This is a genomic window from Leptothermofonsia sp. ETS-13, from assembly GCF_049200465.1.
GTDB lineage: Bacteria > Cyanobacteriota > Cyanobacteriia > Leptolyngbyales > Leptolyngbyaceae > Leptothermofonsia.
The window spans coordinates 2710126-2736515 of record NZ_CP120836.1 but is presented as its reverse complement, the minus strand read 5'-3'; the positions used below and the strand labels follow the sequence as shown (position 1 = coordinate 2736515).

The following is a 26390-nucleotide window of genomic DNA, read 5'->3' as shown; positions in this document are numbered from 1 at the left end:
CGGCTGCGTTGATCAATGCGGATAATTGACCCATCCGCGATCTGATTTTGTATGGTCTAAATGTATCGGTCAGATTGAGTTTGAAGTTCCCTCCTCTGACTCTTAAGCTGTTCACACTCAGATGGTTGGCATTGCTTTACTCGTTGACCAAATACGATCAAATTCTGATACTTTTGCCGAATTTGCTGCTCAGTAGCGTTGAGGGCAAGTTCAGCCAGCTTAATTGGGGAGCGGGTTCCTCTCGTAAAGTCCCTCAATTCCTGAACTTTGAGCAGTTCCAATACCTTTTGCCCTTCTTCAATCCGTCCCTGGGAAATGAGCAGGTCAGCCAGTTGGCGGTAGATATCGGCAATTTTAACCTGACCAAAATCAAACGTGCCTTTCAAGAAGGATTGCTGTAAGTCGGGGGAAAGCCCCCTCAGTTTGAAGCGCGTGTCTTCGATACTATTGATCGCTTGTTTATAAAAAACAATCGCCATCTGCGGCTGGTTGAGGTCGGCATAGGCTCGTGCCAGCCCTGCATAAATGCCAGAATTGCCACTGGAAGCGATAGAGCTACCCGCTTTTTGCCCAAGGGCGAGAGCAGACTGGTAAGTCGCGATCGCTTCCTCCAATCTGCCAAACCTGCGGTGCAAACTTCCTAATAAAGTCAGGGCCCTGCTCTCCCCATTCCGATCCTGTAACTGGCGAGTCATCGCTAAAGCTGCCTGAGCAGCTTTCATTGCCTTTGGTTGATCGCCAACCTTACCATAGCTGAGGCTCAGGAGCAGGTTGTTTTGTATCTCTATCTGCGGGATTTTATCTTGAGCAACGGCTGCTCCCTTTTCGGCCCGTTCCACCGCTTTTCGAGATTCTCCCTGAGCCCAGGCAACGAAGGCGAGCCTTTGCCAGGCCATTGCTTCCCTTGGAGCAAACTGGATTTTTTGAGCCTCAGAAAGCGCCTCTGTAAATAAGCAATAGCTGGTTTGATAATCGCCTAAAGCAACATAGGCATTGCCTAGAGATATGAGAGCCTGCGATCGGGTGTCGGCATTAGGCAATTTCCGGCTCAGATTCGTTTGCTGTCTCAGAAGCTCAAAGGCTCTGGCAATGTTTCCCTGTGCTGCATAAGCAGTCACCAGGGCACTGAGGGCTTCCGTTTCAAGTTCAGGTTTGCCGCTTTTCTGGGCGATTTGCAATGCTTGTTGTCCTGACTTCTAAGGCTTTTGCATGATTCTCCTGGGCAGCATAGAGTTGACTGAGCTGAACCAGAACATTTATCTCTAGATGCGATTGGTTAGGAATTGCTGAGGACTGAACGGCCTGGGCGATTGCCAGTGCCTGTTGTGTTGCTTCAATGGCCTGAGGCAATGACTGGCGGGTAGCATAGACTCGCCCTAAATCGATAAGCGCCTTCAATTCTTCTTCCGGCTTCATCGTGGTGCGAGCCAAATGCAGACACTGTTGGGCAAATTCGAGTGCCTGATCATACTCTCCCAGCAGTCGATAGTGAACGCTCAGGCTTCCCAGTGCCAGGGTTTGTGCTGCAAGCATCAGAGAGTGAATATCGGGAGATGTCGGCTGGGATGCGATCGCCTCGGCCTTGCTTAAAGCTTGCCGGATAAACTCAATCGCCCTGGGAAGGTTTCCGAATAGCGCATAACTGTTACCAACCGTTAATAACGCATGGACTTCAAAAAAAGCATCGGACCGGCAGGCGATGTCTAAATTTTGCTGCGTCACTTTAATCAGCTTGCCGTACTCTCCCTGGGCATCGTAAACAACCGAAAGAAGCGCCAACGCCCTATTTTGCACGAACAAACTTTCAGATTTTTGGCCAATTTCGATGGCCCTGTGCGCTACTTCCTCTGCTTTGCCAAAGTCGCCCAGCTTCCAGTAAACTTCTCCAATTAGACTGTAAGCAATACTTTGCTGTTCTAGAATCTGGCTCTCAAAAGTGGGTTTATCTAACTCTCTGGTAAGCTGTAGGGCTTCATCAGCCAGAGCCAGGATCTGATTTGCCAGCTTGAGGTTTTGGGAATCGTCCTTTTGTTTCTCAGCAGCATGGGCCATCAACACATTGGCTCTCATGGCCTGAATTAGAGCCTGTATCTGTCCCACTTTGTTTTGGGTTGCTTTATGAATAGCCAGGGCTCGCTCAAAGAACTCTAAACTTTTTGTAGGGTTGTTCAGGAGCGTGTAGTTCGCTCCAATGCTCGAAAGCGGTTCCGCTTCCTTCTGGGGCTGATTCAATTCTTGCGCCAGAGTCAGTGCGGTTTGAGCCGCCTGAATGCCACGGTTAGAAGCCTGATTCAGCCCCACAGAATCACCTTTCTCGTAAGCCTCCAGTGCAACGGAGCCATGAATCGTGGCAAGCAGCAAAAGGGTTTCCAGTTGCAATGGGCGATCGCGAATACTACGGGCCAATTCCAGTGCCTGCTGCTGATACTCAATGGCTTTGGGGTAGTTTTTTAGGGTTGAATAAACCTTGCCAAGACTGTGTAAGGTATGTCCTTCTTTCTGGGGTTCTTTCAGTTCCCGGTAAAGAGTCAAAGCCTGCTCGAAAGACGCGATCGCCTGTTGATTCTGACCCTGCTTATACTACTTTGTGCCCTGGTCGAAGAGGCGATCGGCCTGGGCTCTGCGGTCTTCTATAGTCTGTGCGAGAACGGGGTGTAGAAGGTGGGGGGTGGCGAGTAGGAAAGCAATTGAAAATGAACCATTGAAAATGAGAAATGAGAGCGGCAGCAGAACTCCGTTTTTCATTTTGCATCTTGAACTTCGCTTTTCCTGGATAGCCATTGGAACCATTCTCCACTTGCTGAAAGCAGTTCTCCAGTAATCTATCTCCTGTTCAAAGGGAGTTATGCAAATCGCTCTGACCTCCTTCTCTTCCCAAACAACCCCGATTCCGGGACAATCGAGAACGTTACTCTGCACGAAGGGATGGTGGAATGGACCCCCAACTCGCTCAACTGTTTGTCAACGGTATTTCAGTAGGCAGCATTATCGCCCTGGCAGCCGTCGGATTGACACTGACCTATGGTATCTTGCGGCTCTCCAATTTTGCTCACGGGGATTTCATGACCCTGGGGGCTTATATGACGCTGTTGGCGAATGCGACTGGCTTAAATATCTGGCTCTCAATGATGGTCGGAATCCTGGCGACGATCGCTGCAGTCCTCTTGAGTGAGAAGATGATCTGGTCGCCCATGCGGACCCAGCGAGCCACCTCAACCACCCTGATCATTATCTCGATTGGGCTGGCACTGTTCATTCGTAATGGCATCATTCTCATTTGGGGAGGCAACAATCAACGCTACAGTTTGCCGGTTGCCGAAGCCATTTCATTGGGGGGATTGCGCATTCCCTACTACAATCTGCTGGTGGTGGGTCTGGCAATAGTGGCGATCGCCGCTCTCCACTATCTGCTGCAAAATACCCGCATTGGTAAAGCGATGCGAGCTGTTGCGGATGACATTGATCTGGCTCGTGTGACAGGAATTGACGTGGATCAGGTCATCATTTGGACCTGGGTGATTGCGGGGGGACTGACTGCTCTGGGGGGAGGAATGTTGGGGCTGGTTCAGGCAGTACGTCCAAATATGGGCTGGTTCCTGATTTTGCCAATGTTCGCGGCAGTTATCTTAGGCGGTATCGGAAACCCCTATGGGGCGATCGCCGGAGCCCTGATCATCGGCATTGTTCAGGAAATCAGCACCTACTGGCTGCCAACCGAATATAAGCTGGGAGTCGCGCTGGCCGTAATGGTTCTGGTTCTGTTGATTCGCCCTCAGGGACTGTTTAGAGGAACGCTTTAGGAGAAGAAGAAAGAAAAAAAAAAGGCTCTTCTGAGAATTGGATGATACAGCTATAGCCGCCAAGCTTAGGAAAGGGGCAGGGGTGGAACCCCTGGCTAGTACCGCGCGGCGGAAATGGGCATATCCTGAAGGAGTCGGTGTTGGAGAATTGAGTCTGATGCCTGGTCCTGCCCTTCCCGCCCTGATTATGAGTGAATCCGAGCGTCGCGAACTAGAGCGGTTGGTGAAGCGACCGAGTACACCCCAACAACTGGCATTGCGAGCGCAGATCATTCTGCGTGCCAGCCAGGGAGACAGCCAAGGTCAGATTGCTCGAGAGCTCGGCATCGGGGAGCAGATGAGTCGCTGTTGGCGGCGCTGCTGGCAAGCGCTACAGACCTGTGAGTTGCCAGTGTCGGAGCGCTTAGCCGATGCCCCCCGTCCCGGTGCCCCCGCCACGTTTACCTTGGAGCAAATCACTCAACTCTATGCCCTCGCATGTGCTCCGCCCGAGCACTCTGGACGCCCCATCAGTCACTGGACCCCTCCAGAGTTAGCCGATGAACTGGTCAAACAAGGCGTTGTGGCGCGGATCAGTGGTCGCCCTGTCGGGCGTTTGTTAGCCGAAGCCGAACTGAAACCGTACCAGAGTCCCTACTGGCTTCATCCCCCCCGACCCGGACTTTGCCACCAAAGTCCAAGACATCTGCCAGGTCTACGAACAAGTGGCTGCGCGGGCCGAACGTGGGAGATGACCTACAGTCTTGATGAAATGACGGGCATCCAAGCCTTGGAGCGCCTGATGCCGGATATTGAGATGAAACCCGGACGCTGTGTGCGGGTGGAATTTGAGTACCAGCATCATGGCCCCCAAAGCCTGATTGCCACCTTGAATGTCGCCACTGGACGCATTGACCAGGCGACTGTGGGCGACACCCGAACCGAGCAAGATTTAGCGGCTCATCTCGACGCCCTACTCGCCCAAGTCACCGATGCCCCTAAAATTCATCTGGTCATGGACTGTCTCAACACCCACCAATCGGTAGCTCTGGTGCCACTGGCGGTCGCCCTGGAACCCGAACCACCGCCGTTAGGGCGCAAAGGCAAATCCGGCATCCTGAAATCGATAGCCACCCGGGCTGCTTTCTTGAGCAATCCACAGCACCGCCTGGTCATACATTTCACCCCAAAGCATTGCTCCTGGCTCAACCCAATCCAAATCTGGTTCTCCATTCTCAGGCGCAAGTTGCTGCGACGGACCAGTTTCACTAGTCAAGCTCAGCTCAGAGCCAAGATTCTTGACTTCATCGACTACTTCAATCGCACCATGGCCAAACCTTTCGAGTGGAACTATACGGGCAAGCCTCTGACCTCATGACAGCTATGTGTTGTTATGCCGCTGGGTACTAGGGGCCATGCTCACACCTCCTTAAGCGAAGAAAGAATACAGGGGTTCAGGTGCAGAAGTCGGCAAGGCTTTTCTACTCCTGGCTTCTAGCGCTGGCCCCTGTATTCCGATTCCCCGTAAAACTTATCTCAAATATCCGTAGTAATAGCCTGCCACGATAAAGTTAATCGCCAGCAGGAGAAGCGCCCAGCTTGTACGAAAGACATAAGTGGGTTTTTTAGCTTGAGCCATGGAAACTCTCCTCGTAATAATGGATTGACCTTCTTAAGAAATAGCAAACAGTGTCGCAATCCATCGTAAATTTCGATTAAGAAGGGGTAGCAGCTAACCAGGAACCCTATACCAGGTGGTGGTCGATCGCAAACCGCACGAGTTCGGCGCGGTTGCTGGTATCAGTCTTCTTCAGCAGGCTGCTGACATACTTTTCAACGGTTCGCGGACTCAGATGCAAATGTTCGCCAATTTGAACATTGGATAGCCCATCCGCCAGAACTTTCAAAACGTCTTGTTCACGCTGGGTCAGATTTAGAGCAGCGATCGCCATGGCGGGTAGCGATCGGTTTATCGACTCAAATCCCTGAGCCGACGATTTAGCTGAAGAAGACGGATGGTGTAGTTGCCCTCCTTCTGCCGCAACGGTTTCTCCCCTGACGAATCGCCATTCCGACTCAATCATTTGCTGCCGTTCAAGCAGATTGCGGATCACCGCTCCCAATTCCTGCAACTCAAAGGGTTTCGACAGGTACACATCGCACCCGGTCTGGTAGCCCCGTACCCGGGCCTGAGTTTCAGTTCTGGCGGTCAAAAAAACAACAGGCAACAGACGCCATGCAGGACGCTGCCGAATCTGCCGAACCAGCTCATAGCCATCCATCTGGGGCATGGTGATATCCGTGACAATCAGATGGGGCTGATAGTCTTCAACCAGCTTGAGGGCTTCTCGACCGTTCTCAGCCGAGATGACAAAGTATCCAGTTGTTTCCAAATAATCACTGATGGACAGACGCGTCCCCAGGTCATCATCAGCCACAAGAATTGTCAGAGGCATAGTGAAAGAGACGCGAGAACATTCACCCCTAGAATAGGTCAACTGATTAGAAAATGGGGAGCCGGGGAGAGGGATAGATGGGTGATGAGGTAAAGGGGGCGAAACCGCCACTCCCCCATGTTGCAGAATTGATGACTCGTAACATCAGTGGGTGACTCAGAATCAACATCGCCGTTTTTAGATGGACTATGCGACCACTTTGGCTTCGACAGAAAAGTAATGGGCTATAACCGTAGCAAGTGACTCACTAGGTGCTGATTTTGAGGCTGGCTGGTTTACCCGGATTTCCGTGGAGAATCACTCCTCGCTGATTAGCCGCAAGATGACGGCAGATGAGGTAAACAGTTTCGGCCTGGTCGGGAGCCCCTACCTTCTCTGCCAGGGCTTGAATGGAAAGCGGCGAGGTTTCTCGTTTCAGAGTCTGCACGATCTGTTTTTGCAGGTCTAGAATCGAAGCTGCTGCCTTTTTACCTGCTTCAACTCCTGGTTGGTGGTAAGCATTGATGTTGACCAGGAACCCATAAAGACCGACTGCCCGTTCGTAGAGAGCAATCAGCGCCCCAACCATTTTGGGAGTGACTTCTGGAATGGTGACCGTGATGGAGCCCCGACCATTTTCGTAAAGTGCCTGCCGGGTACCCTGGAGAAAGCCGGAGAGGAAGTCTCCAGAGGTCGCACCGGGCTCAACTTCGATGGAAGAACCGTTGCGATCGCGCAACACCTCAATAAAAGTTACGAAAAAATTCGGTATTCCTTCCCGCAATTGCTGCACATAGGCGTGCTGGTCAGTACTGCCTTTGTTGCCATACACCGCAATTCCCTGATGAACTATATTGCCATCCAAATCCTTTTCTTTGCCCAGGGACTCCATTACCAACTGTTGCAGGTAGCGGCTAAACAGCAGCAGGCTATCTTTGTAGGGCAGGATCACCATATCCTTCTCACCTTTGCCATTTCCCGCAAAGTACCAGGAGAGAGCTAGTAGAGCCGCCGGGTTTTCCTTAATCCTGGGAATCCGGGTGGCGGCATCCATCTCCCTGGCTCCTGCCAGCATGGCGCGGATATCAATGCCCTGTAATGCGGCATCTAGAAGCCCAACGGCGGATAATTCCGACGTGCGGCCTCCTACCCAGTCAAACATGGGAAAGGTTGCTAACCAGCCCTCGGAGGTGGCAAGATTATGCATTTTACTGCCTTCCATGGTGATGGCAACGGCCTGACGGGCAAAATCGAGGCCATTGTCAGCAAAACCTTTTTTGGTTTCAATCATGCCATTGCGGGTTTCGGGCGTGCCCCCCGACTTTGAGATCACCACTACTAACGTGCTGACCAGCCGATCTTTGAGACGATGAAGTACGCGATCAATCCCTGTTGGATCGGTGTTATCCAGAAAATGGATATTGAGTGGAGGAAAGTCAGGTGCCAAAGCTTCGGCCACAAACTCTGGCCCCAGGGCAGACCCGCCAATTCCAATGGAAAGGACATCGGTGTATTTGACAGATTGGGGAGGACGAATTTCGCCACTAAGAACTTTATGGGCAAAGGATTCCAGTTGCTCCAGGGTGGAGACAATTTCATGCTTCAGTTCAGGCATGGGGGCAAGGTCGGGATCCCGCAGCCAGTAGTGACCCACCATCCGATTTTCGTCGGGATTGGCGATCGCCCCGGCCTCCAATGCCGTCATATCCTGAAATGCTTTTTCAAACCGGGGTTGCATGGCCAAAACAAAAGCGTCGTCAAACCGCATTCGGCTGACATCGACATAAAGCCCCAAGCCTTCATGGTAATAAAGCCAGTCTTGATAGCGTTGCCAGAGTGCCGCTGCATCCATAGATAAAGTCTAAGCCTTCTAAGTGTTTGCCCATAGTGTACCGAGGCTCCTGACGGGTGGCTAGTGTTCTGCCAGAAAATTCTGGTGGATAAGACCCATCAAAATCTAACCCCAGTCAACCCACTACCGTAGACTATTGGCTAATAGCTGTTAGCTGCATTGACACACAAGGTTGCACCTGTAGGTGCTGTTAGCGATAGCGTAACGCACCGATCAAGTGGGAATAATGCCTCGTGTCATTACAGTTAGCGATTAACCAACAAAGACACGAAGCTATCGCTTTATATGCGGATGGCGAGACTCGAACTCGCAAGGCAAAGCCACACGCCCCTCAAACGTGCGCGTATACCAATTCCGCCACATCCGCGCAAACTGGTTTGGGCAAACCAGGTTTACAAGCGTTACTAGCATAGCAAAAATAGGTTGATAGTAGAGGGGAAGTAGACTGCATTTCCAGGACTATGATCCCTCAATTTTTGCTACACCTTTTTGAGGATTTGAACGGAGAGGGAGGGATTCGAACCCTCGGTACGGCCTTTCGATCCGTACAACAGATTAGCAATCTGCCGCTTTCGACCACTCAGCCACCTCTCCAAATGAGTGGAAATACATCATAACAGAATAACAGATATTGTTTCTGGAAAAACGCTTAAATTCAGATCCTCAAACCACCCAGCGTCTATTCTCAGAAGAAATGACATAGTAGGGTGGGTAATGTCCACTCTACGTGGATTTTAGCGATCGCAATTTAGTTTCCGACAGGCGCTCAGAACTCAAACAACACTGGCAACGATCGCTTCTGCCTCCTGGAGAATCTGTTCCAGGTGCTTCTCGCTCTTAAAACTCTCAGCATAGACTTTACAGACATTCTCTGTTCCAGAGGGGCGAGTTGCGAACCAACCATTTTCAGTCGTGACTTTTAAGCCACCAATGGGAGCATTGTTGCCAGGGGCATTGGTTAATTTGGCAGTAATTGGATCACCAGCCAGGGTGGAAGCCTTCACATCCTCTGGAGACAGTTTACCCAGGCGGGCTTTCTGCTCAGGGGTGGCAGGGGAGTCAATGCGTTTATAAAAGGGTTTGCCCAATTTTGCCGTCAGATCCTGATAATGCAAACCAGGGTCTTTACCTGTTCGGGCCGTAATTTCGGCGGCCAGCAGGTCCATAATCAGACCGTCCTTATCCGTTGTCCAGACGGTGCCATCCTTACGCAAGAAGGAGGCTCCCGCACTTTCCTCGCCGCCAAAACCAAAAGAGCCATTCAGCAGTCCTTCGACAAACCACTTGAAGCCCACGGGCACCTCACAGACCTGCCGCCCAATATCTTTGGCAACCCGGTCGATCATGCTGCTGCTAACCAGGGTTTTGCCGATCGCACTCCTGGAAGACCAACCCCTCTCGATGGGTAAACAGGTACCAGATGGCAACAGAAAGGAAGTGATTGGGATTCATCAGCCCCATGCTAGGTGTTACGATGCCGTGGCGATCAGAGTCGGTATCGTTACCAAAGGCGATGTCATAGTCATCCTTGATTTGGACCAGACTCGCCATGGCATAGGGAGAGGAGCAGTCCATGCGAATTTTGCCATCCCAATCCAGCGTCATGAAGCGGAAAGTAGGGTCAACCCTGTTGTTGACAATGGTGATTTTCAAGCCATAGCGATTGGCGATCGGCTCCCAGTAGGCAATATTAGAGCCGCCCAACGGGTCTACCCCAATTCGAATCCCAGATGATTGTATGGCAGCAATATCAATAATATTTTCCAGATCGCTGACATAAGGGGTGACAAAATCAAACCAATGGGTGGTAGAAGCCTTGAGTGCAGCCTCATAAGGAATTCGCCGAACATCCCGGTTTTTGTTCGCCATTAATTCATTGGCGCGAGTTTGTACCCATTTCGTGATTTCCGGTTCAGCAGGACCACCCGAAGGGGGGGTTGTATTTGAATCCTCCATCTGAAGGGGGATTATGGGAAGGAGTAATGATAATGCCGTCTGCCAGTCCGCTAGTTCTGCCACGGTTATAGGTAAGAATGGCGTGAGAAACAGCGGGGGTTGGCGTGTACTGGGCGTATCCTTCCCCTGCCGCAATGCAAACTTCTACCCCATTTGCTGCCAGCACTTCCAGTGCTGATTTTTGAGCCGGGGCAGAGAGGGCATGGGTATCCATCCCCATGTAAAGCGGGCCATCAATTCCCTGACTTTTGCGATATTCTGCAACGGCCTGAGTAACGGCCAGGATGTGGTCTTCATTAAAAGTGCCATTGGCAGACGAACCACGATGCCCCGAAGTGCCAAAGCTGACCCGTTGCAATGGATTTCCGGGATCAGGATGGACGGTGTAGTATTCCGCTAAAAGTTTTTCAACATCAATGAGCACGTCACTGGGGGCAGGTTTGCCTGCCAGAGGGTTAATCTTCTCATCTGCAGTTGTCTGCATTGGTTTCTCCATAACGTGACTATGGCTTGACTACGTCAAGAATAACTTGAAATCTTTTCACTAGGCTGAGTTTCAGTTCCGCTTTATGGAGGAAAGAGAACAGAGAAGCGATTAACAGCAAAGGCAATTCTCCAAAGAAGATTCCCCATTATCAGTAAGGTTAGAGTTGTCAGATTGCCGAAGTAACAAATGTTTTTAAATTTGGTGTAAAAATTAGTGGTGTTGTGGGGATTGATGAGCCAAAGTAAAGTAGCGTTGACATCGTAGCTTCCATAAGTGGCAAGCTCTGGCACGGTGTGCCAGTCAATTTGCTTCCACGCCTTATGCTGCAATGGGTGTAAATTCTGCTGAAAAAAACTCAAAAAGCCCCGTTTCAGCTTCCACAGTCGTGCAGTACCTGCATAGAGGGTGGTGTAGAGGCATTGGACTAATTTTTTCTCCAGAGCTGAAGGTCATTCTGATTACCAGCCTGACTACTTCGGGGCTGGTTCTGGGAATCCAACAGGTTGGAGGGTTACAACCTGCTGAGCTGTCGCTTTTTGATCGGATGACGCAACTGAAGCCCGATCAAAATCCTGATCCCCGGCTATTGGTTGTTGGCATTAATGAAGCCGATATTCGCACTCAGAACCATTGGCCTCTGAGTGATCACGTGATTGCAAAAACCCTGGCAAGTTTGCAACAGCACAAACCACAGGTGATTGGGCTGGATATCTTTCGGGATATTGCGATCGCCCCTGGTCACGCATCACTTCAGGCTCAGCTAAAAAAAACCAACGTGATTGCAATTAACTATCTGGGCAATACCGAGGATGAACGTATCCCCGCCCCACCTTACTTAGCTAAAAACCAGGTAGGGTTTTGCGATCTGGTATCAGACCCAGACGGAGTTATACGGCGCAATTTGATGTTTGTCTCGGATGGCACTGCAACTTACACCTCATTTGCGCTCAAACTCGCCCTCTATTACCTGAGAGAACACCAGGTTCCAGCCCAATTGACGGAGGCAGGAGAATTTCAACTTGGTGAAACTGTTTTTGCAAGGTTGCGGGCAACGGCGGGTGCCTATCAGACTGCCGATACAGCCGGTTATCAAATTCTGCTGAACTACCGTTCCGTCAGCAATGCAGTTCGAGTCGTTCCTCTGCAACAGGTTTTACAAGGCAAGGTGGACCCCAACTGGGTAAAAGGTAAAGTGGTGCTGATTGGGGTCACGGCCCCCAGTGCCAAAGATTTGCACTACACGCCCTACAGTTCGGGCAAACAGGGCAACCTCCAGATGCCCGGAGTGGTGATTCACGCTCAGATGGTGAGTCAGGTTTTGAGTGCGGTACTGGATGGGCAACCCCTGTTCTGGTTCTGGTCGGACTGGGTGGAAATTGCCTGGATTGTGGGTTGGGCAGTTGTTGGCAGCATTTTGGGATGGCAAATGCGTCACTGGCTGGTGTTGGGGCTGGGTGGCGGTGTGGCCTTAGGGATTTTGGTTGGCATTGGCTTTGGCGTTTTTACCCATATGGGCTGGGTGCCTGTGATAGCGCCTGCTCTGGCAATGGTGCTGGCGGGTGGAAGTGCCGTTGCTTACCGGGTTTTTCACTACACTTTTCACGATGCCCTGACGGGATTGCCTAACCGGGCCCTGTTTCTAAAGCACCTGAATCGGTTGATTCGCCAGCAAAAGCGTTCTGTTGGTTTTGGCAATGGTCAGGCAAACTTTGCAGTTTTGTTTCTCGATCTGGATCGCTTCAAAGTCGTTAACGATAATTTGGGACATGAAATTGGCGACCAACTGTTGATTCGTACCGGCCAGCGGTTAAAAAACTGTTTGAGTTCATCCAATACTCTGGCACGGGTGGGCGGCGATGAATTCGCCATTCTGCTCAAAGGAGTGAGTGATTTAGAACAGGCAACTGCGATCGCCAGCCAGCTTCAGCAAGAAATGGCCCTTCCATTCTGGATTCAAGATCAGGAAATCTTTACCAGTGTGAGTGTTGGCATTGCCTTAAGCCAGGCAGACCCCAACCACCAGCCGGAAGATTTGCTGCGGGATGCCCATACAGCGATGTATCAGGCAAAGGCGTTGGGCAAAGCCCGCCAGGAGGTCTTTGCAACTGGGATGCGAGTTCAGGTGGTTCGTCGTTTACAGTTGGAGACGGATCTCCGCAGAGCTATTGAACAACAGGAGTTTCAGCTTCATTATCAGCCAATTGTGGCGCTGGAGACAGGGAAGACGGCTGGGTTTGAGGCTCTGGTGCGGTGGCAGCATCCCCAGAATGGATTCATTTCTCCAGCGGAGTTCATTCCCGTGGCCGAAGAAACGGGTTTGATTGTACCCCTGGGACAATGGGTGATTCGAACGGCCTGTCAGCAGATCAAGCAATGGCAAACAGAATTTAAGCTGGATTCAGCGCTGATGGTAAGTGTGAATCTTTCGGGTCAGCAGTTTACCCAACCGGATCTGGTCGAGTTCATTGAAGAAACCCTGGCCGCCATCGAATTAGAGGGTCATAGCCTGAAACTGGAGATTACCGAAAGCGTCGCCATGAACAATGTGGAGTCTGCGATCGCCATGCTCGTCCGCCTCAAAGCGCTCAACCTCCAGCTCAGCATTGATGACTTTGGTACGGGCTACTCATCCCTCAGCTATCTCTATCGGTTTCCGGTCGATACCCTGAAAATCGATCGCTCCTTCGTCAGCCGGATGGATGATGCTGGGGATGATGCGGCGATTGTTCAAACCATTGTAGGACTGGCCCATAGCCTTAATATGAACGTGGTCGCTGAAGGGGTAGAAACCGCCGCCCAATTGGCCAGACTGCAAACTATGCAATGTGAATATGGACAGGGCTATTTCTTCTCCAAACCTCTTCCTGCCCAAGGCGCAAAAGCTCTTCTTGCGGCCAAGACTTGTTGGTTAGAGCGATAAGTGGAGGAGGGAGCAGGTCGGAGAAAAGGGAAAAGAAGAAAGAAGAAAGAAGCCAGGAGACAGGAGTTAGAAGTCAGGGATTGGGGATTGGCGGCCAGGGATTAGGTATTGGAGCAATTCGGAACTCAAAACTCATCCACTCATTTACCCCTCCACCCCTCTTTCACCTCACCCCTCATTTAACAACAACTAAAGAATCTATGTAAGCCGTGAGAGAGTAGAGACAAGCAAACCTCACCCTCTCACTTCTTGGAGAATAGCATGAAGATTCTGGCGATCGACTTGAGCAAATTCAACTGTGTCTCGTGCTTGTTTGACATCGAGAGCAACAGCAGTGAGTACGAGACATTCAAGACCTACCGATGGGAATTTGAGAGCGTGTTGAGCCGAATACAGCCGCAACTGGTGGTGATGGAAACCTGCTCAATCACAGAATGGGTGCATGACCTGTGTGTGGCAATGGGCTACACTGTGCTCGTCGCTGACCCTAGCGCTGAAGCGTGGCGATGGAAAAACGTCAAACGCAAAATCGACAAGGACGATGCGCTGAAGCTAGCAAAACTGGCTGCTCTTGAGCAGATCAACCCAGTGTATATGCCTGCTGCTGAAACTCGGCAGTACCGCCACTTAGTGAAGTACCGTAAGGTGGTGGTAGGACGGAACAATCGAGTGCAGAACAGCATTCGAGCCTTGTTCGACCAGCAAGGGTTAAGATGCTGCAGGGGCACCGTGCTTGGACAGTGCAGGGGATTGAAGAGCTCAACCAACATAGACGATCGCTGGCAGAGTGTGATGTGAGCAATTTGTGGCGAGGAGAACTCGACCTGGAGTTGACGATGCTGGATCAGTTGTGGGAGCATCTTGCCTCAATTGAGCGGCAGTTGGACGCATTAGCAAAGCAGGAGGAGCGGGTGCAGTTGTTACAGACGATTCCAGGAGTAGGACGCAGGACGGCAGAGGTGATCGTGAGCTGTCTGGATGAACCAAAGCGATTCGAGAACGTGCGCCAGGTAGCAGCGTATGCGGGGTTGATACCGCAACAACATCAGTCGGGGCAGACGAATCGACTGGGCAAGATTACCAAACGAGGTTCACGATTGTTGCGAACAGCACTAGTGGAAGCAGCCTGGAGTGGAAGCAGCCTGGGCAATGCTGGGCTACAACGATTGGGCATCTGCTATGTATGCTCGTGTTTGTGGTGGGCAAAAGACCCGGAAGAAAACAGCGATTGTGGCAGTGGCTCGAAAGTTGTTAGTACGCTGTTGGGCGATGCTGTTGCACAATCAGCCGTGGAATTCAGATGCCCAGCCAATTGGGCAAGCATAAATCAAAGTAAGCAAGTGAGTAAGGGCAAAGTAGGACTGGAGAGCATGAGCTTGAAACTTCGCCTTGTTCAGGACAAGACTGCCCTAACGAATAAGCCATGCACCCTTTGCAAAAACTCTTGAGACAATGCAGCAGAACAAGAATACAAATTGCATTGACAACTCGGATAGTCGGTTAAATCCACTTTGACTTACGTTCAATCGAGACCAGAAAAGTACTTTTCTTGATCAAGAAGTGATCATTTTATTGACAAGATGAGCGAATCGATGCTGAACAAAAACAACTACTGGTTAGAGAGCAAAAAGCGCAAATTGACTTGACAGGTTCATGGCTTCATAGTAACGCTCCGGTTCAGCGGCGGGCCGCGCAGCGGACCGTCCGCTGCAACCGGAGCGTTAGGCGGTGTGCTTGCCCGGTAATGGCCCTGAGACATGGGCATCAGCCGCCGAAGACGATGGCATCTATGATCTCGTAGCGCTCGTTGCCGACATGAATCCGATACACGTCTCCATCCCTGGTGACGCTAAAGTCGAGCTGGCCTTCCGACTCGCTGACATCAGCTCCAATGGCCCTGCCCATGCGGAAGAAGATCGCGCGAGTGCGGCCATCGGGCTTCCGGATGACGACTGTGGCATACCCCCCTCCCGCTCGGGCAACGCCGAACTCGCATTCGCCCACTGGATGGCCTGCGGAAAACGCGCACGGCAATCGTCCGCTGGCATCGAAGCTGCCCTGCCCCGCGCGCAGTGCAGAATCATCCGGTCCCATCGCGGCACTTCCGTCAGGCGATACCGCGGGCCGGAGGTAGGCCGCGGCGACGTACCCCCGGAGGCCTCCTCCAAGTTGCTGAACGTCGCACCAGTCCCTACCCTCGACGCGTCGGCACCCCAGGTTGTCGAGGATCGTGCCCGGCTCGTACCTAATGAGAATCCGCGCGGACGTGCTCGGCCGCTCGCGCAGATTCAGCATGCTAACGACCTCCCAGTTTCGTGGTCCCCCATTCTCTGGGGCCGCTGGAATGGCGGCGGAAGAACTGGTGTTTGTCTCCCACACGTAGACACCGCCGTCGGCCATCAGGCTCAGATACAACTTCCCATCCTTGAGCAGATAGGAGCGAACATGGCCGGACTGCGCGACGATGCTTTCGTCCATGCTCGGGACCGGGCAGAGGGCACGCGTAGCTGCGAGCGGACCGAACGAAAAACGGCCGCTCGATGCATCGTTGCCCGATTCGGCCGACCACGTTCCCGTGGCACGGTTGCAGTTGAGCTGCATCGTGACACTGCCGTCACCGTGAAGCCACATGGTGTAGAGGGTGCCGTCGCTGGGGCGCTGGTTCCCTCGCGCGTCATCCATCGACTGGAACTCAACCAGTCGCCACTGTGTGCCCGCCAAGGACGCAACCGGCTTCGACTGTTCCCCTGAGCCGGCAGCAGCGGTTGCGAGGGTGGCAATAACAGCGAGGATCAGTGTTTTCATCGTAGTTCCCGGGCTTGTGCCCAAAAAGTGTCCACAGTGGAATCTCGAATGGCGGCGACCGCCTAACAACCCCGTTCACCCGTCGCTAGTAACCTCTCGGATTTAACCAAGCAACTTGATACGGTCGGCGTGCAACAGGCTTGTTAGACCGAGCAGACAACTGACACAATTTTATAGACATCTGACAAACGGTAAATAGACTTTAGGTTTCACTTTTCCAATCACTTGGTTAACGATTTTAACTATTGATCAGTAGCTGCCGCGACAACCACCGATCTGTGAAAACGGCAGGGTTGATCGCTGCCGTCCCCGCCAATGTCGCTGTTATTTAATACATTGATATTAAGTGTGAGAGCTGGCAGGATAGTCGTTTAGCAAATAAGATGGCGTGTCGAGGGAATCTAGTGATGGAATGCCGCTTAATTCAGCCTCAATTATTTTTATCGTCCGTGGGATATTGTTGTGTTTGAACTTGGCTGTCAAACGACTATCAGGACGAGTTATGAATATGTCACCGTCATCATGTAGGCTGACAAGACTGTTAGGCAAACCAGGCACGCAAAAGTCGATACGACTACTACCCTTCCAGTCACAAGCCTCGATCTTTATGACCAATTGACTCTCCGAATCAGACTGCCATGAAAAAAGGGCTTTTTCAATTGCACATTTCACATCATAAATACCTTGGATGGTTAAAGACATAAGTACCCAAACAAAATTAGTTACACACATTAAATACTGGTTTTTAGTATAAACCCCAATGTCTTGGGGAAGGACGATGGCGATCGGTTCTCCGCGTTCTAACAATTTCGAGTCGGGCTAACGATTGAGTTCAGCGGCGGCTAGTAACTTTGGCATCTCCGCCAACCACTTTTATTCCGCCGCTGCAACGATTTGTTATACGGCTTTCCGAAAGGGTTTAGCTTAGCCCAACTCAGATTCCATAAAACCTATAAATTCTGGAATATTCCGGGATAAGCCAGGTTCAACATTCGATTCTGAACCAATGTGAACATGATGTGGAAAATTGGGCAAATCTGGAAAGTGTTTGACACTATCCCAGCGTTTTCTGAGAAATTTTTTAGAGGCATCCATCCATTGATACCGATAATCTAATGTGATCAGCTGGTTGTCTTGAAACGCGAAGGATTCAGCAATTTCAACAAAGTCAGAATTGGTGAGGGTAAATCGAGCACGGAAGTAGCCTCGATTCAGTAGGATTCGCTCATCCACAATCTCGATCGTTACAATGATTGGGCTGTCAGCTAGCTTTGCCTTGACAGCAGCGATGTATTGCTCTAAGTCCATCAGCTTCAAGAGGCTTTAAACTGGGCAGCAGTCAGCATTTCGTAGTAGGCATCCCATTCAAAAAAGTCGATATCATCTCCCAGCTCGCCTGCCTGAAAACGCTGATGGAAATGCTCTGATGGCATTTGATAGGTTTCTTCAAACTGTTTCAATCGAGATTTCAAGTCTTCAACTTGCTTTGAAACAGATGCTTTTTGGATTTCACGATCCAGCCATTGCCGCTCTTCATCAGATAACGAAAGAATGATTTGGGCTAAGGATTCCACTAATTTTTGATTCATGAGACACCTCCGGCTTTATCAGCAAAATGTTCCAATAGCTCTCGATGCAAAAATCGGTAGCGTCCGCCAATCCGCTGTAGAAGCCGTCGCTCAACACAGTAGTCAAGAAAACGAGCGTAGTTCCAAGGAATTACTTTGGCGATCGCGCAGAGAACCAACCTTATTGAGAAATGTTTAACACAAGCCATCCCACCATTCATCAATCCAAAAAATGTAGAAAATCCTAATATTGTCAAGAAATTTAATATTCTCTCGTCATAAAACCAAAATGTCTTGTTAAGTATCATAAATATCAATAGCGAGAACAGAGGGATAGCCTCTGGCAAGGACAGAGGAATAACTGTTGCTAGAAATCGTTTGAAAGAATCATGAATTCTCTGATTTGGTTGCAAGTTTTCTGCCTTTTTTTCAGGCAACCAACCATTCATGAAATTCAAACTAGGGAGAGATACTAGAAAAATAGTGATACCCAAGGTGCTGTAAATTATCCCTTTCAAAAGAATGCTACTTTTGCTTGGGATAAATACAAGTCCACTGAATTGAGGATTATCAAATAAACCATAAATTTCAAGTAGACTACCAGTAATCATAAGAATAATTAGAAAAATAGTTGCAAACCCTATGAGGAAAATTGACTTTTGATTTCTATACTCAATTTGATACTGTAAGCTCTTAGCAAGAACTCGTGAAGATAAATCACCTATTGCAAAACAAAGCCCAAAGCTAACTATGCTGGCAACTACAGCAGAGAAAAGGTTGTTCGAGTTGAAATACTCCGAGTTGAAGTACTCTGATTCTAAGTACTTCGGTATCAAAAAAAATAAACTAGGCGGAATTCCAGTCATTGAAAGCCATAAAGCAACGTATATCCATCCAATGTGATGTATATTTCCATCTCCAACTTTCCCGTTTCTCCTATTGGCTAGATAGTATAGTTGGTAGACCGAATCCAAGATGCTACTTGTACTGATTAACCCATCCAAAGCAATCTCTTCGATCATGAACTCTGTTGATTTTTCATGTTTCATATACAGAGCCAACCAACTTAGATAGTTATTTGTTTTTCGTCGGTTTGGCTCTCTGTAAGGATTCTTATATGCCCATTGCTTACCTTTGGACTGTCGTCGCTCCCAGTTCACGACATCTCGGCTCAATCGCTGATCAATGTACGCTTCAAGTAATTCTGACTGATGTGCGAAGGGCTTTCCAACTTCCGCTGCGATTTTCAGGAATAGAGGGATTTGAAAAATTCCGGGTTTGCCCTCAGCATCAGGATGTAGAAAAACTTGTTTTTCGGCATGGGTTTCAACCGCTTCCCAAAGCGTTTGCTGCCCGACCTTCTTTAGGTATCCCTGGATTTGTGTGGGTGTCAACGGTTGTAACCGCACGGCGCTACGCAATTCGTTTAACTTCAGATTTCCAGCTTCGTACTCTTCGGCGCGGCAACAGACGACTAGATACGGGTAATACTCAGCAAACTGATTCAGCCATTGTACGCAGATCTCCTGCCGCGTCGGTTTTAACTCATCCAATCCATCAACCAGCGGAATCAATAATTCTTCTTTCAACCAGCCTTTGGCAATCCTGGCAGATACACGCATCTTGGTGAGCTGCTGGATTAACCAAGCTTCAATGCTTTGATCGTTGTCCTTCCAGGCAGATAATTCAAAAACAACTGGAATTGATTTACCTGGATTGGCGATCGCCTGCTCAACTAATTGGTCTGCCAGAGTCAATAGAGTTGTGGTTTTGCCAATTCCAGGTTCACCTAAAATCAACAACTTTTTGTACTGAGCAAAAACTTCTAGAATGGTCGTCTGTAGATCCAGGGTTTCTGCTGGTTTGCCAGCCACATGTATAAGACGATTAAGAGGTAATTTTCCCACTTGGCGGGGTTGCTCCTCAAGTTCTGGATTTAGCCAAACCTCTTGATAGATCGTATTTCGTAACCGCTGCTTTAGTTCTGGCTGAATATGATTTCTGAGGATCCGGTCTGCTAAATCTAAGCGTAGCTTTTCAAGGTTAGTGGAGCGATCGCGCCCAAACACAGTAATGTAATTCTGCGTTAGGTTTTCAGCCTGAATTTGTGTTAAATTCTCTCCTGCTTGCCCTTGCTGAATCTGGCTCCCCTGAATGGAACTGTGTTCAATCCGCTGTGATGACTGAGGATCAGGGGTAGACATAGCAAAAACACAATGAATTAATCCGGGACTGAGACAAAACCTGACACTAGAAGCCTATCAGCTTTGCTGCTGTGCCTAGCCAAGGTGCGATCGCTTTGAATACCTCTTGCCCCTTTTGCAAAAGACTTTTTCCTGTATCGGTTGCCTTATTCACTGTTTCCAGAGTTTCACTCATCTTCTTAAGGTTCCGTGCGGCCCACTCCTTATCAGGATTTTCTTTGCCAGCCTCTCGTTTAGCAGTTTCTATGCACCCAAGGGCTTCTTTGGCATCATTTTCTGACATCGTAGCTGCCTTCACCGCCACCTCCAGACTTTCCAAGAGCTTGACAACTTCTGCCCCTGTGATCCCTTGTTGATTAGCAGACAAATCTCCAGTTTGATTCTGGGCTAGCACTTGTCCAGCTTGCCCTTGCTGCACTTGAGAGCCTGTAATCTGTGTACCACTAATGGATTGAGATTGAGATGATGGTTTGCGAAACATTATGGTACTCCACTATGAAGTTGAGTCCATTGTAGAAAATTTATGCTGCAAAGGCTTTACTGATTTGCCGCCTCTTATGAAAAACCTTTAGCCTCATCCTATCCATGATTTTGAGCCGTATAACGCTCCGGTTCAGCGGCGGGCCGCGCAGCGGACCGTCCGCTGCAACCGCTTGTTATGCCGCGCCGCTCGGAACATCGGTCTTGTACTCCTCCGCGAGCGCTTCGTGGAGCGCTTTGATCTCCTCGATGCCCTCGTGCTCATTCAGGCTCTCGATGTCGAATGCCAGACAGATGTCGATGTCGCGCTGAGACAGATACTTGCCGTGGATGAGTACCTCGCGGATCTGGTCGGCTGGGTCAGGGTATTCGCGCTCTTCGGCGTCGGCGCTGCGCAGGAGGAACTCGCGGTAGCAGCGCTCAATGACCGGGCGGGAGTGGGTTTGGATCTCGTCCACGACCCGCAGGATCTCGGTGATCTTGGCGTCGAGCGCGGCCTGGGTGCTGAAGAAGATGTTGCCGTTGGGGTGGGCGGTGTCGTTGCGGTCGTCCACCAGCTTGGCGTAGGTGCCGATCTGGCCGTTGTCGCAGGCGATGAGCTTCAGGAAGCGCAGGATGGTGCGCTCGTTGACAGTGCTGAAGACGAAGGGCGTGCTCGCTTCGAGCAGGTTCTTCTCCACGTCCTTGCCGAAGCCGATCAGCCCCTTGGCGAAGTCGCCGGGCTCGGTCTGCTTGATCTGCCAGATGTTGAAGTAGATGAAGCTCATGGTGAGCATGTGGTAGGCCAGGAAGGCGAACTGGTACTTGCCGTGGGTGTAGTTGGTCTCGAAGGCGTCCCACAGGAAGGCGATGTACTCCTGCTCCTGCGGGCTCTTGAAGGAGAGCGGCAGGTAGCTGCCCAGCTCGGCGGCTTCTTCCATGACTCACGCCTCCGCCGGGGCCGGTTCGTCCTCCCCCCAGACGCGGGCGAGGGTGGCCTGGATCTTCTTCTCCATGCGGGCGATCAGCTCGCGGTTGGCGTTGACCAACGCCTGCTCGGCTTCGATCTCGGCGACGATGGCGCGCTGGGTTTCGAGGGGCGGAAGGGGCACCTTCACGGCGGCGAGCGTCTTTGCGTTGATGTTCGATTGACCAATTGCACGCGTCGCGAACTGCTTAATGCCCTGCTGAAAGCTCTCTGAGTTCATGAACGCGTTGATGAAGAACGGATCGGCTTTCTTGTCTGCGATTGTGAGCCGGATCAGGTAGGACGCAAAACAGTAATCACCCTCCAGATCGAAGATTCCGGTGCGCCCGACATGCTCGAAACTGTTGGTGCGGTTGAAAAGAATATCGCCACGATTGAGCCGATACTTCTCGAACTCATCGGGGGGGATTTCAGCATACTTCATGTCACCCCGATCAACACACTTTCCCTCGACAAGCTCATTCATGCGGAAGGTCTTGAAGCCTGAACTCTCGGTGTTCAGTGGAACAGACAGGCCATACTGAATCTTCTCGCACACCTCCCCCAACTCCACCATCGGCCAATCGGGGTGGATGGGGATGTGGGGGCGGTAGTTGTCGAGGACGGCGCGGGCGCCGTCAATGACCTTCTGGTAGCCCTCGATCTCCGCCACGATCTCCTTCTGCACCTCCAGCGGCGGGAGGGGAATCTCGATAGCCTTGAAGGCGTCGATGTCGATGTTCTTCTGAGCGTGGCCTCGGCCACATGCGTAGATCTCACTCTGAATACTCAAGAGCATGCGCGTGACGTACTCCTTGGTAGCCCTCCCCGAGAATCGTTCAGCAATTGAGTAGGTGAATCCGGAGTCGAGGAGATAGAACCTGCCGGAGATGACACGGACACACTCGGCGGACATCGCGAACCGAGAGACGACTACATCATTCTCACGGGTGAATGTATCTGTTCGGAAGCTCTCTCCGCCACCGCCGTATACTGGATAGAGAGTGCCCTCGTTCTCCCTCTTCGTAATCCGCGTGCCGAACTCCAGGTCTAGGAGGTCGCCAAGACTGACTCGGGGGAACTTGGTCTCCCGTACAGCAGCACCCTCCCGATACCTCTCCCCAGTCAGGTTGTAGTCGTCGTTCGCCGCGATCTTCTCCTTCGGCACCACCAGCCCGAGCGTGGGCTGGAAGTCGTCCAGCGGCTCGCGCGCCCGCAGCCGGCGGAGGTACTCGGCGATCTCGGCGCGGGCCTGGGGCAGGTCGTTCTTATCAATGGGGCGGCGTTGGGCGCCGAGGTTGAAGCCGTCGTGATTGATTTTGAAGAAGGCGATGCGGTCGGTCTGCCTTGCCAGCGCCTTGTCGAGCAGCAGGATCGAGGTCTTGACGCCGGAGTACGGGTTGAACACGCCGGCCGGCAGCGAGACCACGGCGACGAGGTAGTCCTCTACCAGCATCTTGCGCAGTTGCCGGTAGGCGGTCTGACTCTGGAAGATGATACCCTCGGGCACGATGATGCCGGCGCGGCCGCTGGGCGTGAGGTGCTCGGCCATGTAGTCCACGAACAGCACTTCGCTGCGCTTGCTCTGCACCGAAAAGCGGTTGTGCGGCTTGATGCCGCCCTTCGGCGACATGAAGGGCGGGTTGGCGAGGATCACGTCGGCGTACTCGTTCCAGCGCTCCTGGCTGGTGAGCGTGTCGTACTCGTAGATGTGCGGGTCGGTGAAGCCGTGCAGATACATGTTGACGCGCGACAGGCGCACCATGTCGGGCGAGATGTCGTAGCCCTTGAAGTTAGCAGCCAGCCGCCCGCGCTCGTCGGGGGTGAGCGTGCTGTGGCCGTCTTTGTCGGTATTGGCTTTGAGGATGTGCTTGTACGACGAGATCAGAAAGCCGGCGGTGCCGCAGGCGGGGTCGAGCACGGTGTCGGTCTTCTTCGGGTCCACGATCTCGACGATGAAATCGATGATGTGGCGCGGCGTGCGGAACTGGCCGGCGTCGCCCTGGCTGCCCAGCACCGAGAGCAGGTATTCGAAGGCGTCGCCCAGGCGCTCGGAGTGGTCGTACTCGAACTCGTCGATGATCTTCAGGAACGCGCGCAGGGTCTCCGGGTCGCGATACGGCAGGAAGGCGTTCTTGAAGATCTCGCGGAAGAGCGGCGGGATGCCGGGGTTCTCCGGCATCTTGGCGATGGCCTCGGCGTAGAGGTTCAAGGTTTCGTGGCCACCCAACCCTGAGCGCATGAGCTTGGCCCAGCCGTAGCGGGCGTAGTCGCCGGCGAAGAACTTGCGCTTGCCGCCCAGCTCTTCGGCCTCCAGGTCCATGTCGTCCATGAACTTGTAGATCAGCGCGATGGTGATCTGCTCGACCTGGCTCTTGGGGTCGGGCACCTTGCCGACGAGGATGTCGCGGGCCGTGTCGATGCGGCGTTTGGTGTCAGTATCGAGCACGGGGTCTCCTTCAGGCGGCGAACTGGTTCAAGGAGACGTAATCCTTGACATACTCAGGAACGAGGGTGCGGAAGGGCTTGGGTACGGCGCTGAAGTCGCCGAGCGAGAACATGGGGTTGGTGGCTAAGTCGGTGAACTGGCGGTGATCAATGATGTCGCGCACGCGCCCGCTGGTGACGTAGGCCTTGAAGTAGTGCTTGATCGCCGGGATGGCCGACGGCGGCTCGGGCACGTGGTCAGCAACGAACTTGGCGAACTCCTCTTCCAGCAGCTCGTCCTTGCTCTTGAAGCGCGGGATGAGGCCGAAGACCTTCTCCAGGATCTCGCGCAGGGTGATGCGCCGGTCCACGGCGGCGGCTTTGCGCAGCTTGTCGAGGTTGTAGTACTCCTCGGGCTTGTCGAAGACCTCGCGGTTGACGTAGTCGATGACCCGGTCCCACTGGCCGGCCTCAACCGCAGCGACGATGACCGGGTCTTCGCGCACGGTCTCCTCAAAGCGCTCAAAGAACATCCGGTCTATTTTCATACCTTCGTAGCCGATGGTCTCTTCTTGCACCGAGGCGAGAATGTCGGCGCCGAGGTGCTCGTAGGTGCCCTCGTACACGACCGGCCCGGTGCCGCCGCCTTCGTCGCGCGGCTTGCCCGTTGGGCGCGGGAGCTTCAGCACCTGGTCGTAGTTGAACTCGGTCTCGAAGTACTCGCAGTTGGCGAAGAAGTCGAAGAGCTTGAAGGCGGTCTTGTGCGGCTGGGCAATGCTTTCGCGCAGCGCGTCGTCAAAGGCCTGCTCGCGGAAGTCGTGCTTGCGCGTGCCGCGCCCCTTGATCTGGATGAAGTCGGTCGGCGAGAAGATCGGGCGGAACAGGCCAAGGTTGAGGATGTCGGTGCAGTCGTAGCCTGTGGTCATCATGCCGACGGTGACGCAGACGCGCGCCTTGCTGGTCTTGTAGGCCGGGATGAAGTTGCCGGAACCCATCAGATTGTTGTTGGCGAAGTTGACCGCAAACTGCTGGGCGTCGGGCACCTGCGAGGTGACCTGCACGGCAAAGTCGGACTGGTACTTGCCGGGAAACATGCGGTCGGCGATCTGGTTGAACATCTGCGCCAGCTTGGCGGCGTGGTTCTGGCTGACCGCGAAGACGATGGACTTGCCGATTTCGCCGCTGACCGGGTCGCGCAGGGCGTTCTCGAGGAAAGTCTTACAGAAGACGGCGTTGGTGGCGTCGGAGAAGAATCGTTTCTCGAACTCGCGCTGTTTGAAGGCCTCCTGCTGGTCCTCGCCGGTGTCGTCGTTGAACGAGACGATGAAGCCCTCATCGGAGAGCAGCTGCGTGGTGACTTCCGTGCGAGCGTCCACCACGGTCGGGTTGATCAGGTAGCCGTCTTTCACGCCGTCGAGCAGGGAATAGCGGAAGGTCGGCTGGCCGCTCTCGCAGCCGAAGGTGCGGTAGGTGTCCAGAAGCAGGCGGCGCTCGGCCTCGCGCGGGTCGCGGGCGCCGGGGTTGCTGGCGTCGAAGCGCCGCAGGTAGTCCCGGGGCGTGGCGGTCAGGCCCAGCTTGTAGCCGATGAAGTAGTCGAACACCGCGCGGGCGTTGCCGCCGATGGAGCGGTGGGCCTCGTCCGAGATCACGAGGTCGAAGTCCGTCGGCGAAAAGAGGCGCTGGTATTTGTTGTTGAAAAGCAGCGACTGCACCGTGGTGACCACGATTTCGGCGCGGCGCCAGTCGTCGCGGTTCTCCTTGTAGATCACGGTCTGGAAGTCGGCCGCCAACAGCGCCGCAAACGCCTTCTTGGCCTGGTCTTCCAGTTCGAGACGGTCCACCAGGAAGAGCACGCGTCGGGCGTTGCCGGTGCGCAGGAAGAGCTTCACCACCGCGGCGGCGGTGAGCGTCTTGCCGGTGCCCGTCGCCATCTCGAACAGGAAGCGGTCCTTGCCGTCCCGCACGGCGGCCTGGAGTTGGTGGATGGCTTTGAGCTGGTAGGGGCGCAGGAAGCGCAACTTGTTGGCCTGGATGTAGGCGGGGCGCTCCGCCTCGTTCTTCCACCCGGCCTCGGACTGGTAGTTCGGGCGCTGCGTCAGGACGATGTAGTCGTCGGCGACGTGTTCGTCGATCAGGCGCTGCGGATTCGGCGAGACCTGCTTGTAGCCGGTTACCGAATCCGGCGTCGGGAACGAAGTGATGACGTAGGGATTCCCGCGTTCCAGGTCCCAGAAGTAGTGCAGGTTGCCGTTGGAGAGGATGACGAAGCGGCAGTTCTGCGATCGGGCGTACTTGCGGGCCTGCTCCTTGCCGACGAGCGGGTTATTGTCTTCGGCTTTGGCTTCCAGGACGATCAGCGGAAAGCCGCGGGCGTCGAGCAGGAGGAAGTCGACGAACCCGCGCGCGGCCTTCTCGAAGTTCTCGCCGAGGGAGTCGAGGTCGGCGGGCTTGATGGCCACCGTCGGCTCGAGGCGGATGTTGGCCGGGCCGCTGCCGTCAGGGAAGAAGCGCCAGCCCGCTGCTTCGAGCAG

22 protein-coding genes, 2 tRNA genes and 1 pseudogene are annotated in these 26390 nt (G+C 52.7%); 5 read left to right on the top strand and 20 right to left on the bottom strand.

Features of this window, described 5'->3' with window-relative positions:
* Positions 1 to 56: 56 nt before the first annotated feature.
* The 3 genes and pseudogenes from P4D80_RS12365 to P4D80_RS12355 all read right to left on the bottom strand — a co-directional run.
* Positions 57 to 1178, bottom strand: coding sequence for a tetratricopeptide repeat protein (locus P4D80_RS12365; protein ID WP_421659437.1), 1122 nt, complete (start codon positions 1176 to 1178; stop codon positions 57 to 59).
* On the bottom strand, positions 1147 to 2301 hold the full coding sequence (locus P4D80_RS12360; RefSeq protein ID WP_421659530.1) for a tetratricopeptide repeat protein: 1155 nt from the start codon (positions 2299 to 2301) through the stop codon (positions 1147 to 1149). The genes P4D80_RS12365 and P4D80_RS12360 overlap by 32 nt, the downstream gene beginning before the upstream one ends.
* 51 nt (positions 2302 to 2352) lie before the next feature.
* Positions 2353 to 2565, bottom strand: a pseudogene (locus P4D80_RS12355) (tetratricopeptide repeat protein); the annotation flags it as partial.
* Positions 2566 to 2933: 368 nt separating this feature from the next.
* Here P4D80_RS12355 and P4D80_RS12350 point away from each other — a divergent pair.
* Positions 2934 to 3800: a branched-chain amino acid ABC transporter permease gene (locus P4D80_RS12350; protein WP_421659436.1), complete on the top strand. Its 867-nt coding sequence runs from the start codon at positions 2934 to 2936 to the stop codon at positions 3798 to 3800.
* Between the two features lie 157 nt (positions 3801 to 3957).
* Entirely contained in the window at positions 3958 to 5157 is a 1200-nt protein-coding gene (locus P4D80_RS12345) for an IS630 family transposase (RefSeq protein ID WP_421659435.1), read from the top strand.
* A 153-nt stretch (positions 5158 to 5310) separates the two neighbouring features.
* Here P4D80_RS12345 and psaX read toward each other — a convergent pair whose 3' ends face one another.
* The 8 genes from psaX to P4D80_RS12305 all read right to left on the bottom strand — a co-directional run bounded on the left by psaX (position 5311) and on the right by P4D80_RS12305 (position 10506).
* Complete coding sequence (psaX, locus tag P4D80_RS12340; RefSeq protein ID WP_421659434.1) at positions 5311 to 5418, bottom strand: photosystem I protein PsaX; 108 nt, start codon at positions 5416 to 5418, stop codon at positions 5311 to 5313.
* 106 nt (positions 5419 to 5524) lie between these two features.
* A complete protein-coding gene (locus tag P4D80_RS12335; RefSeq protein WP_421659433.1) occupies positions 5525 to 6235 on the bottom strand; it encodes a response regulator transcription factor in 711 nt (236 codons plus the stop codon).
* Positions 6236 to 6482: 247 nt separating this feature from the next.
* The gene (locus P4D80_RS12330; RefSeq protein WP_421659432.1) at positions 6483 to 8066 is read right to left on the bottom strand and encodes a glucose-6-phosphate isomerase; all 1584 of its coding nucleotides are present in this window, start codon (positions 8064 to 8066) and stop codon (positions 6483 to 6485) included.
* A 286-nt stretch (positions 8067 to 8352) separates the two neighbouring features.
* A tRNA-Leu gene (locus P4D80_RS12325) sits at positions 8353 to 8433 on the bottom strand.
* A gap of 135 nt (positions 8434 to 8568) precedes the next feature.
* Positions 8569 to 8660: transfer RNA gene (locus P4D80_RS12320), tRNA-Ser, on the bottom strand.
* Between the two features lie 179 nt (positions 8661 to 8839).
* A complete protein-coding gene (locus P4D80_RS12315; RefSeq protein WP_421659431.1) occupies positions 8840 to 9493 on the bottom strand; it encodes a hypothetical protein in 654 nt (217 codons plus the stop codon).
* Entirely contained in the window at positions 9420 to 10022 is a 603-nt protein-coding gene (locus P4D80_RS12310; RefSeq protein ID WP_421659430.1) for a hypothetical protein, read from the bottom strand. The genes P4D80_RS12315 and P4D80_RS12310 overlap by 74 nt, the downstream gene beginning before the upstream one ends.
* Positions 9979 to 10506 (bottom strand): hypothetical protein, encoded by a 528-nt coding sequence (locus P4D80_RS12305; protein WP_421659429.1) that lies wholly within the window; start codon positions 10504 to 10506, stop codon positions 9979 to 9981. The genes P4D80_RS12310 and P4D80_RS12305 overlap by 44 nt, the downstream gene beginning before the upstream one ends.
* A gap of 331 nt (positions 10507 to 10837) precedes the next feature.
* Between P4D80_RS12305 and P4D80_RS12300 the strand changes: the two genes are divergently transcribed.
* The 3 genes from P4D80_RS12300 to P4D80_RS12290 all read left to right on the top strand — a co-directional run bounded on the left by P4D80_RS12300 (position 10838) and on the right by P4D80_RS12290 (position 14877).
* The gene (locus P4D80_RS12300; RefSeq protein ID WP_421659428.1) at positions 10838 to 13429 is read left to right on the top strand and encodes an EAL domain-containing protein; all 2592 of its coding nucleotides are present in this window, start codon (positions 10838 to 10840) and stop codon (positions 13427 to 13429) included.
* A 261-nt stretch (positions 13430 to 13690) separates the two neighbouring features.
* Positions 13691 to 14227 carry an IS110 family transposase gene (locus P4D80_RS12295; protein ID WP_421659427.1) on the top strand — a complete coding sequence of 179 codons (537 nt, stop codon included), beginning with the start codon at positions 13691 to 13693 and terminating at the stop codon, positions 14225 to 14227.
* Positions 14224 to 14877 (top strand): transposase, encoded by a 654-nt coding sequence (locus P4D80_RS12290; RefSeq protein ID WP_421659426.1) that lies wholly within the window; start codon positions 14224 to 14226, stop codon positions 14875 to 14877. Before P4D80_RS12295 ends, P4D80_RS12290 begins: the two co-directional genes overlap by 4 nt.
* 316 nt (positions 14878 to 15193) lie before the next feature.
* On the opposite strand, the gene P4D80_RS12285 is transcribed toward P4D80_RS12290, so the two are convergent.
* The 9 genes from P4D80_RS12285 to P4D80_RS12245 form a co-directional block, all read right to left on the bottom strand.
* Entirely contained in the window at positions 15194 to 16234 is a 1041-nt protein-coding gene (locus P4D80_RS12285) for an META domain-containing protein (RefSeq protein ID WP_421659425.1), read from the bottom strand.
* Positions 16235 to 16576: 342 nt separating this feature from the next.
* Positions 16577 to 17041: a hypothetical protein gene (locus P4D80_RS12280; protein WP_421659424.1), complete on the bottom strand. Its 465-nt coding sequence runs from the start codon at positions 17039 to 17041 to the stop codon at positions 16577 to 16579.
* Positions 17042 to 17158: 117 nt separating this feature from the next.
* A complete protein-coding gene (locus tag P4D80_RS12275) occupies positions 17159 to 17542 on the bottom strand; it encodes a toxin-antitoxin system TumE family protein (RefSeq protein WP_421659423.1) in 384 nt (127 codons plus the stop codon).
* Positions 17543 to 17547: 5 nt separating this feature from the next.
* Positions 17548 to 17823 (bottom strand): hypothetical protein, encoded by a 276-nt coding sequence (locus tag P4D80_RS12270; protein ID WP_421659422.1) that lies wholly within the window; start codon positions 17821 to 17823, stop codon positions 17548 to 17550.
* A complete protein-coding gene (locus P4D80_RS12265; protein ID WP_421659421.1) occupies positions 17820 to 20006 on the bottom strand; it encodes an NACHT domain-containing protein in 2187 nt (728 codons plus the stop codon). The genes P4D80_RS12270 and P4D80_RS12265 overlap by 4 nt, the downstream gene beginning before the upstream one ends.
* Positions 20007 to 20052: 46 nt before the next feature.
* Positions 20053 to 20487 (bottom strand): hypothetical protein, encoded by a 435-nt coding sequence (locus P4D80_RS12260; RefSeq protein ID WP_421659420.1) that lies wholly within the window; start codon positions 20485 to 20487, stop codon positions 20053 to 20055.
* Between the two features lie 175 nt (positions 20488 to 20662).
* The gene (locus P4D80_RS12255; protein ID WP_421659419.1) at positions 20663 to 21406 is read right to left on the bottom strand and encodes a hypothetical protein; all 744 of its coding nucleotides are present in this window, start codon (positions 21404 to 21406) and stop codon (positions 20663 to 20665) included.
* 3 nt (positions 21407 to 21409) lie between these two features.
* A complete protein-coding gene (locus P4D80_RS12250) occupies positions 21410 to 23881 on the bottom strand; it encodes an N-6 DNA methylase (protein ID WP_421659418.1) in 2472 nt (823 codons plus the stop codon).
* 10 nt (positions 23882 to 23891) lie between these two features.
* Entirely contained in the window at positions 23892 to 26318 is a 2427-nt protein-coding gene (locus tag P4D80_RS12245; RefSeq protein ID WP_421659529.1) for a DEAD/DEAH box helicase family protein, read from the bottom strand.
* Between the last annotated feature and the right edge of the window lie 72 nt (positions 26319 to 26390).